This is a genomic window from Amycolatopsis sp. NPDC041971, assembly GCF_055588925.1.
In genome coordinates, this window is the sequence record NZ_JBVJCE010000007.1 from 208,161 (window position 1) to 225,662 (window position 17,502).

Sequence of the window (17,502 nt, forward strand, 5' to 3'; positions counted from 1 at the left end):
CCGCTCCTCGTCGCCTCACGGCTTCTCCAGTGACCGTCGCCTTGAAGGGTTGATTGTCCGAGCCCCGGCGTGGCATGGTCGGGGGACAACCAAACAATCGCGGGAGCTCGCGCCATGGCGGGCTGAGAGGGCGGCTGGAGTCTTTCTAGGGGACCCGGCGCCGCCGACCGCATGAACCTGACCGGGTAATGCCGGCGTAGGGAGTGAACGTCGTTGACGACGCTTGAGAATGCCCAGGGCATCACGCCGACCGTGACCACCGGGCCGATCACCGGTTCCCACAAGATCTACCACCGGACGGAATCCGGTCTCCGCGTCCCCGCGCGGCGGATCGACCTTTCGAACGGCGAGCATTTCGACGTTTACGACACCTCCGGCCCGTACACCGACGACGACGCGCAGATCGATGTCCACAGTGGACTCCATCGGCTGCGCGCCGGCTGGGCCGACGGTCGTGAGCACAACACCCAGCTCGGCTGGGCGAAACAGGGCGTCATCACCCGCGAGATGGAGTACGTCGCGGCCCGCGAGCGCTGCTCGCCGGAATTCGTGCGGGACGAGGTCGCGCGCGGCCGCGCGGTGATCCCCGCCAACCGCAAGCACCCGGAGACCGAGCCGATGATCATCGGCAAGAAATTCCTGGTGAAGATCAACGCCAACATGGGCAACTCGGCCGTCTGGTCCTCCGTCGAGGAAGAGGTCGACAAGATGGTGTGGGCCACCCGCTGGGGCGCCGACACGATCATGGACCTCTCCACCGGCAAGCGGATTCACGAGACACGCGAGTGGATCATCCGCAACTCGCCGGTGCCGGTCGGCACCGTGCCGATCTACCAGGCGCTGGAAAAGGTGAACGGGGAGCCGGAAAAGCTGTCGTGGGAGGTCTACCGCGACACCATCATCGAGCAGTGCGAGCAGGGCGTCGACTACGTCACCGTGCACGCCGGGGTGCTGCTGCGGTACATCCCGCTGACCGCGCGCCGCGTCACCGGCATCGTCTCGCGCGGTGGCTCGATCATGGCGGCCTGGTGCCTCGCGCACCACAAGGAATCCTTCCTGTACACGAATTTCGCCGAACTCTGCGAGATCCTGCGCGAGTACGACGTCACGTTCTCGCTCGGTGACGGTCTGCGGCCCGGCTCGATCGCCGACGCCAACGACCGCGCGCAGTTCGCCGAACTGGAGACGCTGGGCGAGCTCACGCACATCGCCCGCGAACACGACGTCCAGGTGATGATCGAGGGCCCCGGCCACGTGCCGATGCACAAGATCAAGGAGAACGTCGAACTCGAGGAGAAGCTGACCGGCGAGGCGCCGTTCTACACCCTCGGCCCGCTCGCGACCGACATCGCGCCGGCCTACGACCACATCACCTCGGCCATCGGCGCGGCGCAGATCGGCTGGTACGGCACGGCGATGCTCTGTTACGTCACGCCGAAGGAGCACCTCGGCCTGCCGAACCGCGACGACGTCAAGACCGGCGTCATCACCTACAAGATCGCCGCGCACGCCGCCGACCTCGCCAAGGGTCACCAGTACGCGCAGGAGTGGGACGACGAGCTTTCCAAGGCCCGCTTCGAATTCCGCTGGAACGACCAGTTCAACCTGTCGCTGGACCCGGACACCGCCCGCGCGTACCACGACGAGACGCTGCCCGCGGAACCGGCGAAGACGGCGCACTTCTGCTCGATGTGCGGGCCGAAGTTCTGCTCGATGCGCATCACCCAGGACGTCCGCAAGTACGCCGAGGAACACGGACTGTCCACTGTGGAAGCGATCGAAGCCGGCATGGAGGAGAAGTCGAACGAGTTCGCCGAGCAGGGCAACAAGGTGTACCTGCCGGTGGTCAATCAGTGACAGCCACACCCAGGACCGCCCTCACCATCGCCGGATCGGATTCCGGTGGTGGTGCGGGCATCCAGGCCGACCTGCGCACCTTCTTCGCCAACGGGGTGCACGGGATGGTCGCGCTCACCGCGGTCACCGTGCAGAACTCGCTGGGCGTGCAGGGCTTCAGTGAGATCCCGGTCGACGTCGTCACCGGGCAGATCAAAGCCGTCGCCACGGACATGGGCGTCGACGCGGCGAAGACCGGGATGCTCGCGACGGCCGAGATCATCAACGCCGTCGCGAAGACACTCGATGAAGTCCACATCGGACGGCGGACGGGGACGCCGTTCGTCGTCGACCCGGTCGCCGCTTCGATGACCGGGCACGCGTTGCTGCGCGAGGAGGCGCTGGAGGCGATCCGCACCGAGCTCTTCCCGCGTGCCACGCTGATCACGCCGAACCTGGACGAGGTGCGGCTGCTGACCGGCGTTTCCGTGACCGGACCCGCGAGCCAGCGAGAAGCGGCGGAGGCGTTGCTGGAGTTCGGGTCCGAGTGGGTGCTGGTGAAGGGCGGGCATCTCGACGCGGCTCAGGACTGCGTGGACCTGTTGTCCGACGGCGAATCCTGGGTGGAGCTGAGCGGGCCTCGCTTCGACACCCGGAACACGCACGGCGGCGGGGACACGATGGCTTCGGCGATCACGTCTTCGCTGGCGAAGGGGACGGACGTGCCGACCGCCGTCGCCGAGGGGAAGCGGTTCATCGAGCGGTGCGTGGCGGAGTCGTATCCGCTGGGGGCCGGGGTGGGGCCGGTTTCACCCTTCTGGCGGCTCGCCGGCCCCTGACACGCGCTAGGAAAGGACCGTTCCTGGCAAATTTCGCAAGGAACGGTCCTTTCATTGCACGCGTTACCGGATCGTGAGGCGAGGAGCGTCCACGGCCCAGTACCAGTTGTTGCCCGCCGCGTAGAGGCGCCAGGTCAGCTTCACCGACCGAGACCCGGCGGGCACCTTGACCGAAGCCGAGGTCGGCACCGAAAGCACGTCGCCACCCTTGTTCGCCGTACCGGATTCCGGCCCGTAGGCCAGCACGTTCTGCTCCGGCCCACCGTCGAACGACGCCGTCAGCGCACCCCGCTGCGTCCCGTCCTGCCGGTAGTGCGAGACGAACGAGACGTCCACTGTGGACTTTCCAGCGACGTCGAGCGAAGGCGAGACCAGGGAAGAATCGAAGGTGCCGCGCGAAGAGGGTGATCCCTTGTCGTCCCACTCGTCCGGGTCCGCGACCGCGAAGACGCCCCGCGCCCGCGCGTTCGCCTCGCGCTGCTGACCGGGAGCGGTGCGGGTCCAGAAGTCATCGGTGGTGAAGGACCAGCCCTGCCACTCCGTCACCCCGGCGGGCATGCCGGAATCGTTGCGCACGGTCCAGCCGCCGGGCGCGTAGTGCGTCCAGCCGAGGACTCCCGCCGGGACACCGGTCTCGTCCTGCCGCGCCTTCAACACGGCCGTGTCGAAGACGTCCGAAGGCGCGGCGCCGAGCGCGTAACCGTCGTAGCTCGCCGGGGCCGCGATGCCGAGGTGCCGCAACACGGTGGGCGCGATGTCGACGATCTTCGGTGCCACGGCGGGGGTTCCGGCCGGGACCGCGCCACCGGCGGCGATCACGAACGTCATCCGTTCTTCGGGGGTGTCGCCGCCGTGCCCGCCCGACGGCGTATGGCCGTGGTCGGCGGAGATCATGATCAGCCAGTCCTCGCCCGCGCGGTTCGCGCGCGCGTCGACGGCGGCGAGCAGGCGTCCGATCAGCGCGTCATCGGTGCGCAGACTGGCTTCGTACTGCGGAGAGTCCGCGCCGTGGTCGTGGCCCGCGATGTCCGTCTGTCCGAAGTAGACGAACGACGCGTCGGCCTTGTCCTGCTTGAGGTGTTTCTCCGCGTCGACGGCGACCTGCTCGTCGGTCTTCTCGTAGCCGTCGCTGTCGCCGTTCCGGACGAACTTGCGGTCCTGGCCGGTACGCAGGATCCGGTCACTGATCGGCGTCCAGTCGACGGCCGCGTAGGTGTCGAGCGCCGGGTTCGCGGTTTCGGCGCGGGCGAGCCAGCTCGGTTGCGAGGCGAGGTCGTTGCCGGTGAAGGAGTTGTCCTTCACCTTGTGCTTGTCCGGCCAGACGCCGGTGAGGATCGTGGACCAGCCGGGACCGCTGACCGTCGGCGCCATCCCGCCGCCGTACAGCGAACTGCGCGAGGCGTAGCCGCGCTCCACGAGCGCGTGGACGTTCGGGGTGTCGGCGGCCATCAGCTTGTCGAACCGGGCCCCGTCCAGGCCGATGACCAGCACCTTCGGCGTCTTGGCCGCGGCGGCGGCCGTGCCGGAGGTCAATCCGGCGACGGCAACCAGTGCCGACAGGAGGGAAAGCGTTCTGCGCACGAAAGCCTCCAGATAACTTATTCGAACCAATTGTTCGTCAAGTTAATGCGCCGAACTGTCTTCCCGATGAAGTCCGTGTGCCCCCGCGAAGGACTTCACCCGACGGGCTCCGTCACCCGCGAGTCGTACTTCTTACGCGAGTCGAGGATCCCGTCGCGAAGGTGGCAGGGTGACCGGGAAGCTCGTCCTGACCCTCTGAGGTCGCCCGTGGAAAATGGACTCATGAGCGAGAACCCGAGCCCGCCGTCGGCGCTGACCATCGCGGGGTCCGATTCCGGGGGTGCCGCCGGCCTTCAGGCGGACCTGCGCACGTTCCTCACCTGTGGCGTGCACGGTTTGGTCGCGGTCACCGCCGTGACCGTCCAGAACACCCTCGGCGTGCACGACCGCACCGACATCCCGGCGAGCATCGTCGCCGGCCAGATCGAGGCCGTCGCGGCCGACATGGGCGTCAACGCGGCCAAGACCGGCATGCTCGCCTCGGCCGAGATCATCCACGCCGTCGCCGCGGCGTGTGACAAGGCCGAGATCGGCCGCGACGGCAAAGTGCCGTTCGTGGTCGACCCGGTCGCGGCGTCGATGCACGGTCATCCGCTGTTCGACGAGGCCGGGCTGGTCGCGCTGCGGGACGAACTCCTGCCGCGCGCGACCGTCCTCACGCCGAACCTCGACGAGGTCCGCCTGCTGACCGGGATGACCGTGACCACCCGCGAACAAATGCACCAGGCGGCCGTCGTCCTGCACCGGCTCGGGCCGAAGTACGTGCTCGTGAAGAGCGGTCACCTCGTCTCCGACCCGGAATGCGTCGACGTGCTCTTCGACGGCTCCACCTTCGTCGAATTGCCGGGCGAGCGGTTCGCGACGCAGCACACGCACGGCGCCGGGGACACCATGGCGTCGGCGCTGACGGCCGGTCTCGCGAAGGGGATGTCCGTCGAGGAGGCCGCCCGCTACGGCAAGTGGTTCGTTTCACACGCGGTCGAAAACGCCTACCCCATGGGCGCGAAGGTCGGCCCCGTCTCCGCGTTCTGGCGGCTTGCGCCGGAGCATTGAGCACCCGTCCGGTTACGATCCGCGCGGAGTACGGGGCTCTGCCGCGCGGAGAACTCCGGCGACCTCGGCATTTCGCTGTTCACGCTGTTCCAGGTGATGAGCGGCGAGGCTCGGCCGGACATCGCCAAGGAGGTCATGAAGGAAGCGCCCATCGCCGTCGTGGTCAGCGGGATGGAGGAGGAGCTCCGCGCCCTTCGCGCCGAAGTCGCGAAACTCAGCGCTCTTCGTCCGCGATGAGCGCCTCAAGCGCCGGAAGAGCCGCCGCCAGGGCCGCCTGATGCTCCGGGGTCAGCCGTTCGAGGCGTTTGCCCAGCTCGTTCACCCGAGTCGACCGGACCCCGGAAACCAGCCTCTCGCCCTCTTCGGTGGCCTCCGCGAGCCAGGCGCGCCTGTCGATCGGGTCCGATTCACGGCTGACGTAGCCCGCTTCGACCAGCGAAGCGACGATCCTCGACATGGTGGCCGCGGCGACGCCTTCCTTCGCCGCGAGATCACCCAGGCGGAGCTGGCCGTAGTGCACGAGCGTGGCGAGCGCCGAGATCGCGCCGTGGCCGGGTCCGGGCACACCTGCCTGGCGCAGTGACCGGGACAACCGGCCGACCGCCAGGAACAACCTGCCTGAAACGTCCTGGACCGCTGTCGTGGTCACCACTGACTCCTCTGGGTACACGGCGGCGGGGGCGCCTGCCGGAAAGTGCCGTCAACCATACGGGCAACCGGAGTGCACTCGCTGTCAAGGCCGTGAACCGTACAAAAGGGTTATCGAGGCGGGCTCGAAGCGTGCGCCCAGAACCGCTGGGGAATCCGTCCCGCGCCGGCGGCGAGTCGTCCGGCGGTGACCGCGGCCCGCATCGCCGACGCCATCCGTTCCGGGTCCGCGGCCCTGGTCACGGCGGTGGAAAGCAGGACGGCGTCGCAGCCGAGCTCCATCGCCAGCGTCGCGTCGGAAGCCGTGCCGATACCGGCGTCGAGGATCACCGGGACACCCGCGCGCGACACGATCAGCTCGATGTTGTGCGGGTTCCGGATACCGAGACCGGTGCCGATGGGCGCGCCGAGCGGCATCACGGCCGCGCAGCCCGCCTCCTCCAGCCGCAGCGCCAGCACCGGGTCGTCGTTGGTGTACGCCAGCACGGTGAAACCGTCCGCGGAGAGCTGTTCGGCCGCTTCGACGGTCTCGAACGGGTCCGGCAGCAGCGTGCGGTCGTCGGCGTGGACCTCCAACTTGATGAGGTCGGTTTCGAGCGCTTCGCGGGCGAGCTGGGCGGTGAGGACCGCTTCGGCGGCCGTCCGGCACCCGGCGGTGTTGGGCAGCAGCCGGATGCCCAGCCGCCGAAGCAGTTCGAGGACGCCGGAGCCGCCTTCGGCGTCGGCTTTGCGCATCGCGACGGTGGTCAGTTCCGTACCGGACGCCACGAGCGCGCGTTCCAGGACGGCGAGGTTCGACGCGCCGCCGGTGCCGATGATCAGCCGCGACGAAAGCTTGTGCTCGCCGATGACGAAGTCGTCGCCATTCATGTCAGCCTCCTTGCACAGCGGTGAGGATGTCGACGCTGGCGCCCTTGCGCACCACCGCTTCCTGCCATTCGCCGCGCCGGACGACCACGCCGTCCACCGCGACCGCGACACCTTTCGTCGCCGTTCCCAGTGCCTCCAGTACGCCTTCGACGGTGGTCCCGTCGGGGAATTCGCGCCAGTGGCCGTTGACCTGGATCTCCATCACACCCGCTCCTCGCTTCGCCGCGACGGCGCTGCCGCCGCGACCTCGTCCGGCAACGGCCCGCCGTCCAGCCAGGCGACCACGGCGTCCGCGGTGACCGGGGCCATCAGGAGACCGTTGCGATGGTGACCTGTCGCGGCGAAGACGCCTTCGCCCAGCTCACCGATGAAGGGCATCGTGTCGACGCTCGCCGCGCGAAGCCCGGCGGCGGTCTCGACGAGTTCGTACTCGGTGATGCCCGGGAATACGCGCTCCGCGCCTTCGAGCAGCTCACGAACACCCCGGACGGTGACGGTCTCGTCGAAACCCGCCTCGTACTGGGTCGCGCCGAGCACGAGCCGGCCGTCGTCGCGCGGGACGAGGTAGATCGGGCGGCCCTCGACCATCGCGCGGACGGTCCTCTTCGGTGGCGGCAGGCAGCCCCGCCGCGGCCGCAGGCGGAGGATCTCGCCCTTCAGCGGGCGGACGGCGCCGGTCAGCGCGGGGTGCAGGCGTCCGGTCCAGGCGCCCGCGGCGAGCACGACGTCACCTTCGAGGGTTTCGAGATCCGTGACCGTCTCGCGGCGGAACTCGACCCCGTGCCCACCGCAGGCGTGTTCGAGCGCCTGCAACAGCCTTCTATTGTCCACGGCCAGATCGCCGGGCACCAGCAGTCCACTTCGGACGGACCCGGCGAGACCGGGTTCGGCACGGCGGGCCTCGCGGCCGGTCAGCTGCTCGACCTCGCGGCCGAGTTCGGTGAGGTACGCGGCCAGCATCTCGAGGTTGCCCGCGTCGGCACTGTCCAGCGCGACGACGAGTGTGCCGTGCCGTGAAAGCCCCGGGTCGACGCCCTCTTCGGCCAGGTCTCGGGCGAAATCGGGCCAGCGCCGCAGCGACGCTTCGCCGAGGGTGAGGACGTCCTCCTCACCGGGCCAGGCCTCGGTGACCGGCGCGAGCATGCCGCCCGCGAGCCACGACGCGCCGCGCCCCGGGTCGGGGTCGTACACGGTGACGCGATGGCCGCGCGCGGACGCGCGCCAAGCGACCGAGAGGCCGATGACCCCGCCGCCGACAACGGACAGTTCCTTCATGTGGCTGTGTCGATCATAAAGCGCACGCTCCCTGCGCCGGCATGACCCGGATCAGGTTCCACGGTCGGAGCGGCCTCGGCTCCCTCTCAGCCCGTCCTCGGGCTCCCGTGCGGACCACCCCACCGTAGCGCGCGGGTACCGTCGCCGCCATGCCCACCCTGTCTGGTTCGCTGATCCGCGCCCGGCTCGCGGACGCCCGCCTGTACCTCTGCACCGACGCCCGGTCCGGCCGCGGCGATCTCGCCGAATTCGCCGACGCGGCGTTGGCCGGCGGGGTCGACATCATCCAGCTGAGGGACAAGACCGGCGGTGCCCCGATCGAGGCGAAACACGAGATCGCCGCGCTGGAAGTGCTGGCGGAGGCATGCGAGAAGCACGACAAGCTGCTGGCGGTGAACGACCGCGCGGATGTCGCGCTCGCCGTCGGCGCGCACGTGCTGCATCTCGGCCAGGACGACATCCCGGTGTCGCTCGCCCGCCGGGTCCTCGGCGACGACGTGGCGATCGGCCGGTCCACCCATTCGGCCGAACAGGCCGAGGCCGCGGCCGGTGAGCCCGGCGTGGATTACTTCTGCACCGGCCCCTGCTGGCCGACCCCGACGAAGCCCGGCCGGTCCGCCCCGGGACTCGACCTGGTGCGCACCACCGCGGGCCTGGGGACGTCGCGGCCGTGGTTCGCGATCGGCGGGATCGACGTCGGCCGGCTACCCGAGGTGCTGGACGCGGGCGCGTCGCGGATCGTCGTCGTCCGGGCGATCACCGAGGCCGAAGACCCCGAAGCGGCCGCTCGCACGCTTCGCTCGGCCCTCGCCTGACCCACGCGTTTCGTCCTCTGGATGCGGTCGTTCGTAGTGCGAACTACCGCATTCAGAGGACGAAATGCGGGAGATGTCAGGGCGCCGGGGTGCCGGAAGCGGGGGCCGAGGGGGTCCTCGGGGGTGCCTGCGAAGTCGAAGGCGTCGTGGACGGCGTCGTCGGAGGCGCCTGCGTGGTCGTGGGAGCCGTCGGCATCGTCGTCGGCGTCGACGTGGTCGTCGGCGTCGTCTCGGGCTGCTTGTCCGGCGTTTCCGAAGGCGACGTCGCAGGCGGGGTGTCGTGCTTGTCCTGGCGTTCTTGCGCCTGGCCGCCGCCGATGATCTTCCCTATGGTCGTCCCGGTGCCGCCGCCGAAGGTCTTGCCGGTCGCCCCCTCGAAGCCGGTGATCGCGACGAGCGCCACCGCGAACGCCACCGCGCTGATCCCGGCGATCACCGCCCAGCGCGGCTTGAACTTCCGCCCGGACGATTCCCCTGCGTCGTCGGAGGGTTTCAACCGGACGGTTTCCTGCTCGTCGGGGTCGAGCACCCGGCGGCGTCCCGGCACGGTCAGCACCACTCGCGCCTTCAGCGCCGCGTCCTTCGTCCGCTGAAGCGAACGCAGGTACAGCTCGCCGCCGACCGTCGTGATGACACTCGCCAACCCGGCGCCCGCCACCGTTCCGGCCACGCCGAGCGTGGACCCCAGCAGCGCGGCGGTGATCGCGGCCATCGCGGCCGCCAGCACCTGGACGATCCGCCCCTGCTTTTCCGTCTTTTCGGTTTTCTCGGTGTCCTTCTCGGATGTCTCCTTGGTCATGATCCCGTTCTGTAGCTAGTCGGTCCTCACCGGTCCTAACGAGTAAGGCGTACGAGATGCTCCCTTCGTTGTCCACACGTGAGGAGCGCCACGCCGTCTGTCCAAAGAGGACTATCCATGGTTCACGACTCCTTGACATAATCGGCCGTATGGACCTGGTATCGATCGAGGATATCCGCGACGCGGCGAGCCGCGTCAAAGGCGTCGCGGTGCGCACACCGTTACTGGAACAAGTGTGGGCGCCGTTGTGGCTCAAACCGGAAAGCCTTCAGCCGATCGGCGCTTTCAAGGTGCGCGGGGCGTACAATGCGATCGCCGCGTTGAACGAAGACCAGCGCGCCCGCGGCGTCGTCGCGTTCTCCAGCGGCAACCACGCGCAAGCGGTCGCCTACTCGGCGAAGCGATTCGGAATCCACGCGGTGATCCTCATTCCGGACGTCGCGCCGCGCGCCAAGATCGAAGCCACCAAGGCGCTCGGCGCCGAAGTCATCGAAGTCCCCATCGACGCTCAGGAGTCCTCCGCGCTCGCCGTCGCCGAAGAACGGGGACTCACCATGATCCCGCCGTTCGACCACCGGGACGTCATCGCCGGACAGGGCACCGTCGGCCTGGAGATCGCCGAGGACCTGCCGGACGCCGTCGTCGTGCTCGTCCCGCTCAGCGGTGGCGGGCTGGCCTCGGGCGTCGGCACGGCGATCAAGGAACTGCTTCCCGGCGCGAAGGTCATCGGCGTCGAGCCGGAGCTGGCGGCCGACACCGCCGAGGGCTTCCGCGCGGGCAGGCGGATCGAGTGGCCGATGGACCTGCGGGCGCGGACCAGCGCCGACGGCCTGCGTGCCCAGCCGTCGGACCTGACCTTCGCCCACCTCCAGTCGGTGCTCGACGACGTCGTCACCGTTTCCGAGGAGGAGATCCGGGAGGCCGTCCGGACGCTGGCGCATCGCGCCCGCCTGATCGCCGAGCCGAGCGGCGCCACCGCGACCGCGGCGTTCCTCTCCCACCGAGACGCGCTACCGCCGGGGAAGGTCGTTTCGGTCGTTTCGGGCGGCAACCTGGACCCGGCGACCCTGGCCGGCCTGCTGGCGTAACTCGCGTGACCGCCGCCGTAACTCGCGTGATTGGAGCCGGATCTCACGTGTTCGCCCTCCAATCACGCGTGTCCCCCCTTCAATCACGCGTGTCCGGCGGGGCGGACGTGCGTCGGCGGCGAGTCGACCCCGCAGTGGAGACATTCACCCGGATGCGGTGACTCGTCGGTGTCGGGCGTGTCGGAGGGCGTGTCGAGGACACCGTTGTGGATGCCGAGCGCGATCAGGCCGCCGCCGATCGCCAGCGCCGCGCAGACGAGCAACGCCGTCCGCCAGCCCGCGGTCAGCGCCACCGGATCGGTGTAGGCGGCGCCGGACAGTCCGGCGACGGCGGGCAGCACGGCGATCGCGAGCAGGCCACCGGACCGGGCGATGGCGTTGTTGACCCCGGACGCGACGCCGGCGTACCGGTCCGGCGCGGCGGCCAGCACCGTCGCGGTCACCGGCGCGACGACCGTCGCCAACCCGGCGCCGAACACGACGACGGCGGGCAGCACCGAACCGAGATACGAAGATCCCGGCCCGACGCGCATCAGCAGGAGCATGCCGACGCCGACCAGGATCGGGCCGACGACCAGTTGCGTACGCGGCCCGATCTTCTGCGCGAGCGCGCCGGACCGGCCGGAGAACAGCAGCATGATGACGGTGATCGGCAGTCCGGCGAGTCCGGCCGCGGTCGGCGAATAGCCCAGCGACACCTGCAGTTGCAGGACCATCAGCATCATTACGCCGCCGAGTGCCGCGTAGACGACGAAGGTCAGCGCGTTGGCCAGGCTGAACGTCCGGTCGCGGAACAGTTTCGGCGGCACCAGCGGATCGGCCGAGCGGTGCTGGATCACCAGGAACGCCCCCAGCCCGGCGACGCCGAGCACGATGGCCCCCAGGACGACGACGTCGCCGATACCCCGTCCGGGCGCCTCGACCAGCGCGCCGGTCAGCCCGGCCAGTCCGATAGCGCCGACGGTGGCGGCGAGGAAGTCGGGATGCCCGGTCGCCTCCTCGTCGCGGGACTCGGGCACGTAGCGCCGGGCGAGCAGGACGCAGACGGCGGCCAGCGGCAGGTTGATCAGGAACGCCAGCCGCCACGACCACACCTGGACGAGCACGCCGCCGACCAGCGGACCGATCGCGGCCGCGATCCCGCCGAGTCCGGACCAGGCGCCGATCGCGCGGGCCCGGTCGTCGTGGGCGAAGGACGCTTGGAGGATCGCGAGCGAGCCGGGCGTGAGCAAAGCTCCCCCGATGCCCTGGAGGATCCGGGTGGCGACGAGCATCTCGGTCGTCGTCGCGGCGGCGCACAGTCCGGAGGCGACGCCGAACCAGACGACGCCGACGATGAACATGCGGCGGCGGCCGTAGCGGTCGCCGAGTGATCCGGCGACGAGGATCAGCGCGGCGAGGGCGAGCAGGTAGCCGTCGAGGATCCATTGGAGACCGGCGACGGATGCGTTGAGTTCTTCGCCGATCCTCGGGAGGGCGACGTTGATGATCGTCCCGTCGAGCATCGCCATGCCCGAACCCACGATGGTGGTCGCGAGCACTCCGCGTGCCACCGGCGTCCCCCACCGAATCCCCGCCGCCACCCCGTCACTCATACGACGACTGAATCACGCCACCACACCCACAGCCACCGAAACCCAAGAATTACCTGACACGTCAGAGAATAAAGAACCGAAACCACTGGAACCGGCGGACCTGACTCCCCGAACGCGCGTCAGCGCGGACGGGGAGTCCGCACAGGCGCGCCCTCTTTGGCCGAAGGCCACGGAAACATTTTGTAGGGCGCCCGCGCCCTGCGAAATGTTTCCGTCAGCGCGCCCCAGGAAGCAGCGTCGTGACGAACTTGTAACGATCACCCCGGTAGATCGCCCTGGCGAACTCGACCGGTTTTCCGTCGGTGGCGAAGGAATGCCTCGAAAGGAGCAACATCGGCATTCCGACGTCGGCGCCGAGCATCTCCGCCTCATGGGGTCCGGCAAGCGCTGTCTCGATGGTTTCCTCGGCCCTTTCGAGTTCGACGCCGTAGTGCTCCCTCAGTACGGCGTACAGCGAACCACCTGCGGAAACATGTTTGCGCAAACCGCGGAAGCGGCCGAGTGGGAGATGCGTGGTTTCGAGTGCCATGGGCTGCGAATCGGCCAGCCGGAGACGGCGAAGGCGAAGGATTTTCGCGCCGACCCGGATTCCGAGGAGTTTGGCGAGGTCGGCCTCGACCGGCAGTTCGTCGATCTCCAGGAGCTTCGACGACGGTTTGAGGCCCTGCTTGTGCATGTCCTCGGTGTAGGACGACAACTGGAGGCGCTGCGCGAGTTTCGGCTCGGCGGCGAAGGTGCCCTTGCCCTGTACGCGGTGGAGCCTGCCTTCGGCGGTCAGGTCGGCGAGGGCCTGCCGGACCGTGGTGCGCGAAACGGTGAATTCTCCCGCGAGCGCCCGTTCCGTCGGAATCGGTGAACCCGGGGGCAACGCGTCGAGCAGATCGAGCAGATGCTGTTTCAGCGCCCAGTACTTGGGTTCGCGTTGCCCGCGCATCCCTGCCGTAGCGCCCGCCTCACCCGCGGTGGTTGTCTCCAACATGACCGACTCCCTAAGCCTTCCCACTCGAACGCGCACCGTCCCCGCTAGGAAACGTACCCTTCTCCACAAACGTCCATTCGGGCTAGCATTGGTCTAGACCTACTCGGGGGACGAAGTACGTCCCGGTCGAAGGGAACGAGATGACCGAACAGCGCCCCGGCGAGCACATGGCCGCGGAGATCTCCCAGCAACCCGCCATTCTGGCAGGAATCGTGGAGCGACAGGCCGAAATCGCCGAGGTGGCCGAAGCCATCTCCAAGCGCCCGCCCAGGTTCGCACTGCTCGCCGCCCGAGGCTCCAGCGACCACGCCGCCCTGTATGCGAAGTACCTGATCGAAGTACTCCTCGGTCTCCCCTGCGGTCTCGTCTCGCCCTCCACCGCGACTTTGTACGGCGCCCGTCCCGATCTGCGGGACGTTCTCTTCATCACAGTAAGCCAAAGCGGTGGCTCCCCGGATCTCATCGAGGTCACCGAAACCGCGCGTCGCCAGGGAGCGCTGACCGTCTCGGTCACCAACACCCCGTCCTCGCCGCTGCGCGCGGCCGCCGAACTCGGTGTCGACATCGGCGCGGGGCTGGAAAAAGCCGTCGCCGCCACGAAGACGTACTCGGCCACCTTGCTTTCGCTTTACCTTCTGATCGACGCGGTCCGCGGCGGCAAGGGTGAGGACGCGCGGAAGCTGGGCGAGCTCGCACAGCAGACCCTCGACGGCTCCGAAGAAGGCGTGCGGCGCGCGGTGGACCGCTACCGCTTCGTCGACCGGGTGCTCACCACCGGCCGCGGCTACTCCTACGCCACGGCGTTGGAGGGTTCCTTGAAGCTGGCCGAAACCAGCTACCTCGCGGCCCGCGCGTACAGCGGCGCGGACCTGTTGCACGGTCCGGTCGCCGCCGTCGACGGCGAGACCGCCGTGCTGGCCGTGACGAGCCAGGGGCACGGGGTGGGCGCGATGCAGGAGGTCCTCGAAGCCGTCGGCAAACGCGGCGCGGACGTGCTCGCGGTCGGCTCCGCTTCGGCGGACGTCCCCGCGGCGCTGCGGATCGGTGTCGCGCCGTGCGCCGAAGAGGTGGCCCCGATCCTGGAGATCCTGCCCATCCAGCGGATCGCGCTCGGCCTCTCGCTGGCGCGCGGTGGTGATCCGGACAACCCGCGCGGGCTGCTCAAGGTGACCAAGACCCGGTGACACACGTCATCGGTGTGGACGCCGGAGGCACGTCGACGCGAGCACTCGCGGTCGATGCCTCCGGCGCCGTCCTCGGCGCCGGGCGCGCGGGCGGGGCGAATCCCAACTCCCATCCGCCGCACGAGGCGGCGGCGCGGATCGCGACCGCGATCGCCGACGCCCTAGGCGGGCTGGACCCGGCCGCGACCGAGGCGTGTGTCGTCGGCATGGCGGGTGTCAGCAAGCTGAGCGATCCGGCCGTCGCGGAGATCTTCGAAGCCGCTTGGAAGAACGTGGGGATCAGTCCGGTGCGGACGGTCCCCGACCCCGAAGTCGCCTACGCGTCGGCCACTTCCGCGCCGGACGGTTCGGTTCTCGTGGCGGGCACCGGGTCGATCGCCGGGCGGGTGCGCGGCAGGCGGATGGTCTCGACCGTCGGCGGCTACGGCTGGTTGCTCGGCGACGAAGGCTCCGCGTACTGGCTCGGCCGTGAAGCCGTTCGCTCCACTTTGGATGTTCTGAGCCGAGGCGGCGGACTCGGCCCGCTCGCGCGCTCCGTTCTCACCGAAGCGCTCGGACCGTCCGCAGTGGACCCCGTGAGCGACCGGGCCCCGCTGTGGCGCGCGCTCATCACGAGCGCCAACTCCGAAGCGCCGGTCCGGCTCGCCAGGTTCGCCCCGTTCGTCAGCGAGGCCGACCGCGAAGGCGACCCCGCGGCCGACGAGATCACCACCCGGGCGGCCGCCCTTCTGGTGACGAACGTCATGGCCGCGCGGGATCCCGGGGAGACCACGCCGATCGTCCTGGTGGGCAGTGTGTTGTCCCCGGCGGGTCCGGTCGGGGCGAAAGTGCGCGCCGAACTGACCGGGATCGAGGTCCTGACCAGCACCGACGGGGTACTCGGTGCCGCGTGGCTCGCCGCCGTCGACGCGTACGGGGAAGGTGCCCCGCGACCGGCGCCATCCTGAGAAAACACCCAAATCAAGCCCGAAAAGACCAAACCATCGACTCCGGGGCCGAACTCCGGGTACCGTAGGACCCGGCCCCCGGACCCTCCCCCCTCGCCGGGGGCCGCCTTATGTCCTGGGCAGCCCGTCGGGCTCGGAATCCGAGGGATCCCCGTTCTCTTCCACCACCCGCAGACCGGGATGTTCCGGGGGCAGCGTGCGGTACAGCACCCAGCCGCTCACGGCGACCGTCACCGCGACCAGCGGCCAGGACAGCACCGTCCGCGCGATGCCGAGCGGGACCACCTGCCCGCTCCACCACAGGGAGCCGTACACCGCGACCCGCAGCGTGTACTGCAGGAGGACCCACACCCAGCTCGCCCGCGAATACGCGCGCAGCAGCGCGGGATCGCGGCGCCAGCGGGTCTTCTGTCCGATGACGAGCCCGACCACCACCCCGAGCAACGGCCACCGCACCACGATGCTGGCCGCCCACAGCAGCGCGCTGGCCACATTGGACAGCAGCTGGATGAGGAAGAAGTCTTCGGCGCGGCCGGTGTGCAGGGCGATCAACGCGGCGGCGATCACCGCGGCGAGGCTCACCACGACCGCGCGGGCCTTGTCGCCGCGCGCGACCCGGTACACCCCGAGCAGCACCGCCACCGCGATGGCCACCCCGGCGCCCCAGGCGATCGACTGGCCCGCGATCAGCCAGCCCAGTACGAAGGCCGCGGGCGGGATGCTCGCGTCGATGGCGCCACGCCGCCCGCCGAGGATCTGGGCGAGCGACTCGCGCGGGGGTCGTGAGGTCACCCTTACAGCCTGCCGGATCCATGACCCCCAACACCCGGGCTGGGAGATGTTCGCCACATACCATGTCCGGTTTACGACCACTTGAGGGGAATCCGCGAAGCACAGGTGTACATCCCGGTAATGGGGATGCGTGGACGTCCGACAAGATAAGAGACTGTGTCAACCGGCCTGAACCACGGGTTTCGCTCAGCCGGGATTGCAGGGGCGCTCTCAGCTGTTAGTTGTGGTGTACAAGTACCACCGGGGGCACACGGACGGAAGGGGACCCAACGTGTACGGATTCGACAGCTACGTGGCGATCGGTGACAGCTTCACCGAAGGACTCAACGATGACCTGCCCGACGGCACCTTCAGGGGCTGGGCGGACAGGCTGGCGGAGATCCTCGCCGAAGGCAGGCCCGATTTCCAGTACGCGAACCTCGCCCTCCGCGGGAAGATGCTCGACGAGATCTTCGAAGAGCAACTGCCGATCGCCCTGGCGGTGAAACCCGACCTGGTCACCCTGTGCGCGGGCGGCAACGACATCATCGTGCCCGGCGCGGACGTGGACGCCGTCGCCGCGCGGCTGGAGGCGGGGGTCGCCAAGCTGCGCGAAGCCGGGATTCCGGTGCTCATCTTCAACGGGCCGGACACCAAGTACCTGTCCGTGATGCACGTCCTCCGGGGAAAGGTCGGCATCTACAACGCGCATCTGTGGGCGATCGCCGACCGGCACGGCGCCAAGCTGGTCGACATGTGGGCGATGGCCCCGTTGCACGACCGCCGCGCCTGGAGCGACGACCGGCTGCACTTCACCCCCGAGGCCCACCGGCGGATCGCGCTGCGCGCGGCCGAGGTCCTCGGCGTCCCGGTCGCCGACGACTGGCGTGAGCCGTGGCCGGCGTCCGATCAGCCGAGTACCTGGATCACTTCGCGCCGGTCCGACCTCGAGTGGACGAAGGCGCACCTGCTGCCGTGGATCCGGCGTCATCTCAAGGGCGAGTCCATGGGCGACGGCCTGTCCCCGAAGCGCCCCGAACTCGCGCCGTTGCTCCCGCTGGAGCAGATCGACTCGACGGGCGTCTCGATCCCGGCGGAGCAACTGCTCCCGGCGCGGGAGATTCACCACCACGCGAGCTGACCCGCGTCGGTCGCGGTGGTCGTGAGTGACCCAAGGCGCCCCTGCCGTCGTGCTGGGTGGCGTGTGCAGGGAGAGTTCCGG

General features: G+C 69.3%; 17 protein-coding genes, 1 pseudogene and 1 riboswitch. Of the genes and pseudogenes, 9 read left to right on the forward strand and 9 right to left on the reverse strand.

Translation table 11 applies throughout. The annotated features are described in order from the left end of the window. Positions 1-213: 213 nt before the first annotated feature. Together thiC and thiD (ACZ6DT_RS16890) are read left to right on the forward strand one after the other, a co-directional pair. The gene (thiC, locus tag ACZ6DT_RS16885; protein WP_465595319.1) at positions 214-1,857 is read left to right on the forward strand and encodes a phosphomethylpyrimidine synthase ThiC; all 1,644 of its coding nucleotides are present in this window, start codon (positions 214-216) and stop codon (positions 1,855-1,857) included. Further along, complete coding sequence (thiD, locus tag ACZ6DT_RS16890; RefSeq protein ID WP_465595322.1) at positions 1,854-2,675, forward strand: bifunctional hydroxymethylpyrimidine kinase/phosphomethylpyrimidine kinase; 822 nt, start codon at positions 1,854-1,856, stop codon at positions 2,673-2,675. Before thiC ends, thiD (ACZ6DT_RS16890) begins: the two co-directional genes overlap by 4 nt. A gap of 63 nt (positions 2,676-2,738) precedes the next feature. On the opposite strand, the gene ACZ6DT_RS16895 is transcribed toward thiD (ACZ6DT_RS16890), so the two are convergent. Continuing rightward, complete coding sequence (locus ACZ6DT_RS16895; RefSeq protein ID WP_465595325.1) at positions 2,739-4,256, reverse strand: alkaline phosphatase family protein; 1,518 nt, start codon at positions 4,254-4,256, stop codon at positions 2,739-2,741. A gap of 222 nt (positions 4,257-4,478) precedes the next feature. Here ACZ6DT_RS16895 and thiD (ACZ6DT_RS16900) point away from each other — a divergent pair, with 222 nt between their 5' ends. Both thiD (ACZ6DT_RS16900) and ACZ6DT_RS16905 read left to right on the forward strand, forming a co-directional pair. Beyond that, positions 4,479-5,309, forward strand: a complete 831-nt coding sequence (gene thiD, locus ACZ6DT_RS16900) for a bifunctional hydroxymethylpyrimidine kinase/phosphomethylpyrimidine kinase (protein ID WP_465595328.1) — start codon at positions 4,479-4,481, stop codon at positions 5,307-5,309. Between the two features lie 33 nt (positions 5,310-5,342). Next, positions 5,343-5,546 (forward strand): annotated as a pseudogene (locus ACZ6DT_RS16905) (ion transporter); the annotation flags it as partial. Here the strand turns inward: ACZ6DT_RS16905 and ACZ6DT_RS16910 are convergent. The 4 genes from ACZ6DT_RS16910 to thiO all read right to left on the reverse strand — a co-directional run bounded on the left by ACZ6DT_RS16910 (position 5,524) and on the right by thiO (position 8,102). Next, the gene (locus ACZ6DT_RS16910) at positions 5,524-5,958 is read right to left on the reverse strand and encodes a MarR family winged helix-turn-helix transcriptional regulator (protein WP_465595331.1); all 435 of its coding nucleotides are present in this window, start codon (positions 5,956-5,958) and stop codon (positions 5,524-5,526) included. The pseudogene ACZ6DT_RS16905 and the gene ACZ6DT_RS16910 sit on opposite strands and share 23 nt — an antisense overlap. A 110-nt stretch (positions 5,959-6,068) precedes the next feature. After that, complete coding sequence (gene thiG / locus ACZ6DT_RS16915; RefSeq protein WP_465595334.1) at positions 6,069-6,827, reverse strand: thiazole synthase; 759 nt, start codon at positions 6,825-6,827, stop codon at positions 6,069-6,071. Position 6,828: 1 nt separating this feature from the next. Beyond that, complete coding sequence (gene thiS / locus ACZ6DT_RS16920; RefSeq protein ID WP_465595337.1) at positions 6,829-7,029, reverse strand: sulfur carrier protein ThiS; 201 nt, start codon at positions 7,027-7,029, stop codon at positions 6,829-6,831. Continuing rightward, positions 7,029-8,102: a glycine oxidase ThiO gene (gene thiO, locus ACZ6DT_RS16925; protein ID WP_465595340.1), complete on the reverse strand. Its 1,074-nt coding sequence runs from the start codon at positions 8,100-8,102 to the stop codon at positions 7,029-7,031. The genes thiS and thiO overlap by 1 nt, the downstream gene beginning before the upstream one ends. Positions 8,103-8,113: 11 nt before the next feature. Beyond that, positions 8,114-8,221, reverse strand: a riboswitch (TPP riboswitch). A gap of 30 nt (positions 8,222-8,251) precedes the next feature. Between thiO and thiE the strand changes: the two genes are divergently transcribed. Then, positions 8,252-8,917: a thiamine phosphate synthase gene (gene thiE, locus ACZ6DT_RS16930; protein ID WP_465595343.1), complete on the forward strand. Its 666-nt coding sequence runs from the start codon at positions 8,252-8,254 to the stop codon at positions 8,915-8,917. Between the two features lie 76 nt (positions 8,918-8,993). Here thiE and ACZ6DT_RS16935 read toward each other — a convergent pair whose 3' ends face one another. Further along, positions 8,994-9,716, reverse strand: coding sequence for a hypothetical protein (locus ACZ6DT_RS16935; RefSeq protein WP_465595346.1), 723 nt, complete (start codon positions 9,714-9,716; stop codon positions 8,994-8,996). Positions 9,717-9,865: 149 nt separating this feature from the next. On the opposite strand from ACZ6DT_RS16935, the gene ACZ6DT_RS16940 reads away from it, so the two are divergent. Beyond that, positions 9,866-10,804 carry a threonine ammonia-lyase gene (locus ACZ6DT_RS16940; protein WP_465595349.1) on the forward strand — a complete coding sequence of 313 codons (939 nt, stop codon included), beginning with the start codon at positions 9,866-9,868 and terminating at the stop codon, positions 10,802-10,804. Between the two features lie 83 nt (positions 10,805-10,887). Here the strand turns inward: ACZ6DT_RS16940 and ACZ6DT_RS16945 are convergent, their stop codons facing one another. Both ACZ6DT_RS16945 and ACZ6DT_RS16950 read right to left on the reverse strand, forming a co-directional pair. Further along, positions 10,888-12,399 (reverse strand): MFS transporter, encoded by a 1,512-nt coding sequence (locus ACZ6DT_RS16945; RefSeq protein WP_465595352.1) that lies wholly within the window; start codon positions 12,397-12,399, stop codon positions 10,888-10,890. A gap of 214 nt (positions 12,400-12,613) precedes the next feature. Continuing rightward, complete coding sequence (locus ACZ6DT_RS16950; protein WP_465595355.1) at positions 12,614-13,378, reverse strand: GntR family transcriptional regulator; 765 nt, start codon at positions 13,376-13,378, stop codon at positions 12,614-12,616. Positions 13,379-13,518: 140 nt separating this feature from the next. Here ACZ6DT_RS16950 and ACZ6DT_RS16955 point away from each other — a divergent pair, with 140 nt between their 5' ends. Continuing rightward, complete coding sequence (locus ACZ6DT_RS16955; protein WP_465595358.1) at positions 13,519-14,562, forward strand: SIS domain-containing protein; 1,044 nt, start codon at positions 13,519-13,521, stop codon at positions 14,560-14,562. Next, entirely contained in the window at positions 14,559-15,509 is a 951-nt protein-coding gene (locus ACZ6DT_RS16960) for an N-acetylglucosamine kinase (RefSeq protein ID WP_465595361.1), read from the forward strand. The genes ACZ6DT_RS16955 and ACZ6DT_RS16960 overlap by 4 nt, the downstream gene beginning before the upstream one ends. Positions 15,510-15,617: 108 nt before the next feature. Here the strand turns inward: ACZ6DT_RS16960 and ACZ6DT_RS16965 are convergent, their stop codons facing one another. Next, on the reverse strand, positions 15,618-16,301 hold the full coding sequence (locus tag ACZ6DT_RS16965) for a DUF3159 domain-containing protein (RefSeq protein WP_465595364.1): 684 nt from the start codon (positions 16,299-16,301) through the stop codon (positions 15,618-15,620). Between the two features lie 271 nt (positions 16,302-16,572). On the opposite strand from ACZ6DT_RS16965, the gene ACZ6DT_RS16970 reads away from it, so the two are divergent. Then, a complete protein-coding gene (locus tag ACZ6DT_RS16970; protein ID WP_465595367.1) occupies positions 16,573-17,421 on the forward strand; it encodes an SGNH/GDSL hydrolase family protein in 849 nt (282 codons plus the stop codon). The last annotated feature ends 81 nt before the right edge of the window (positions 17,422-17,502 follow it).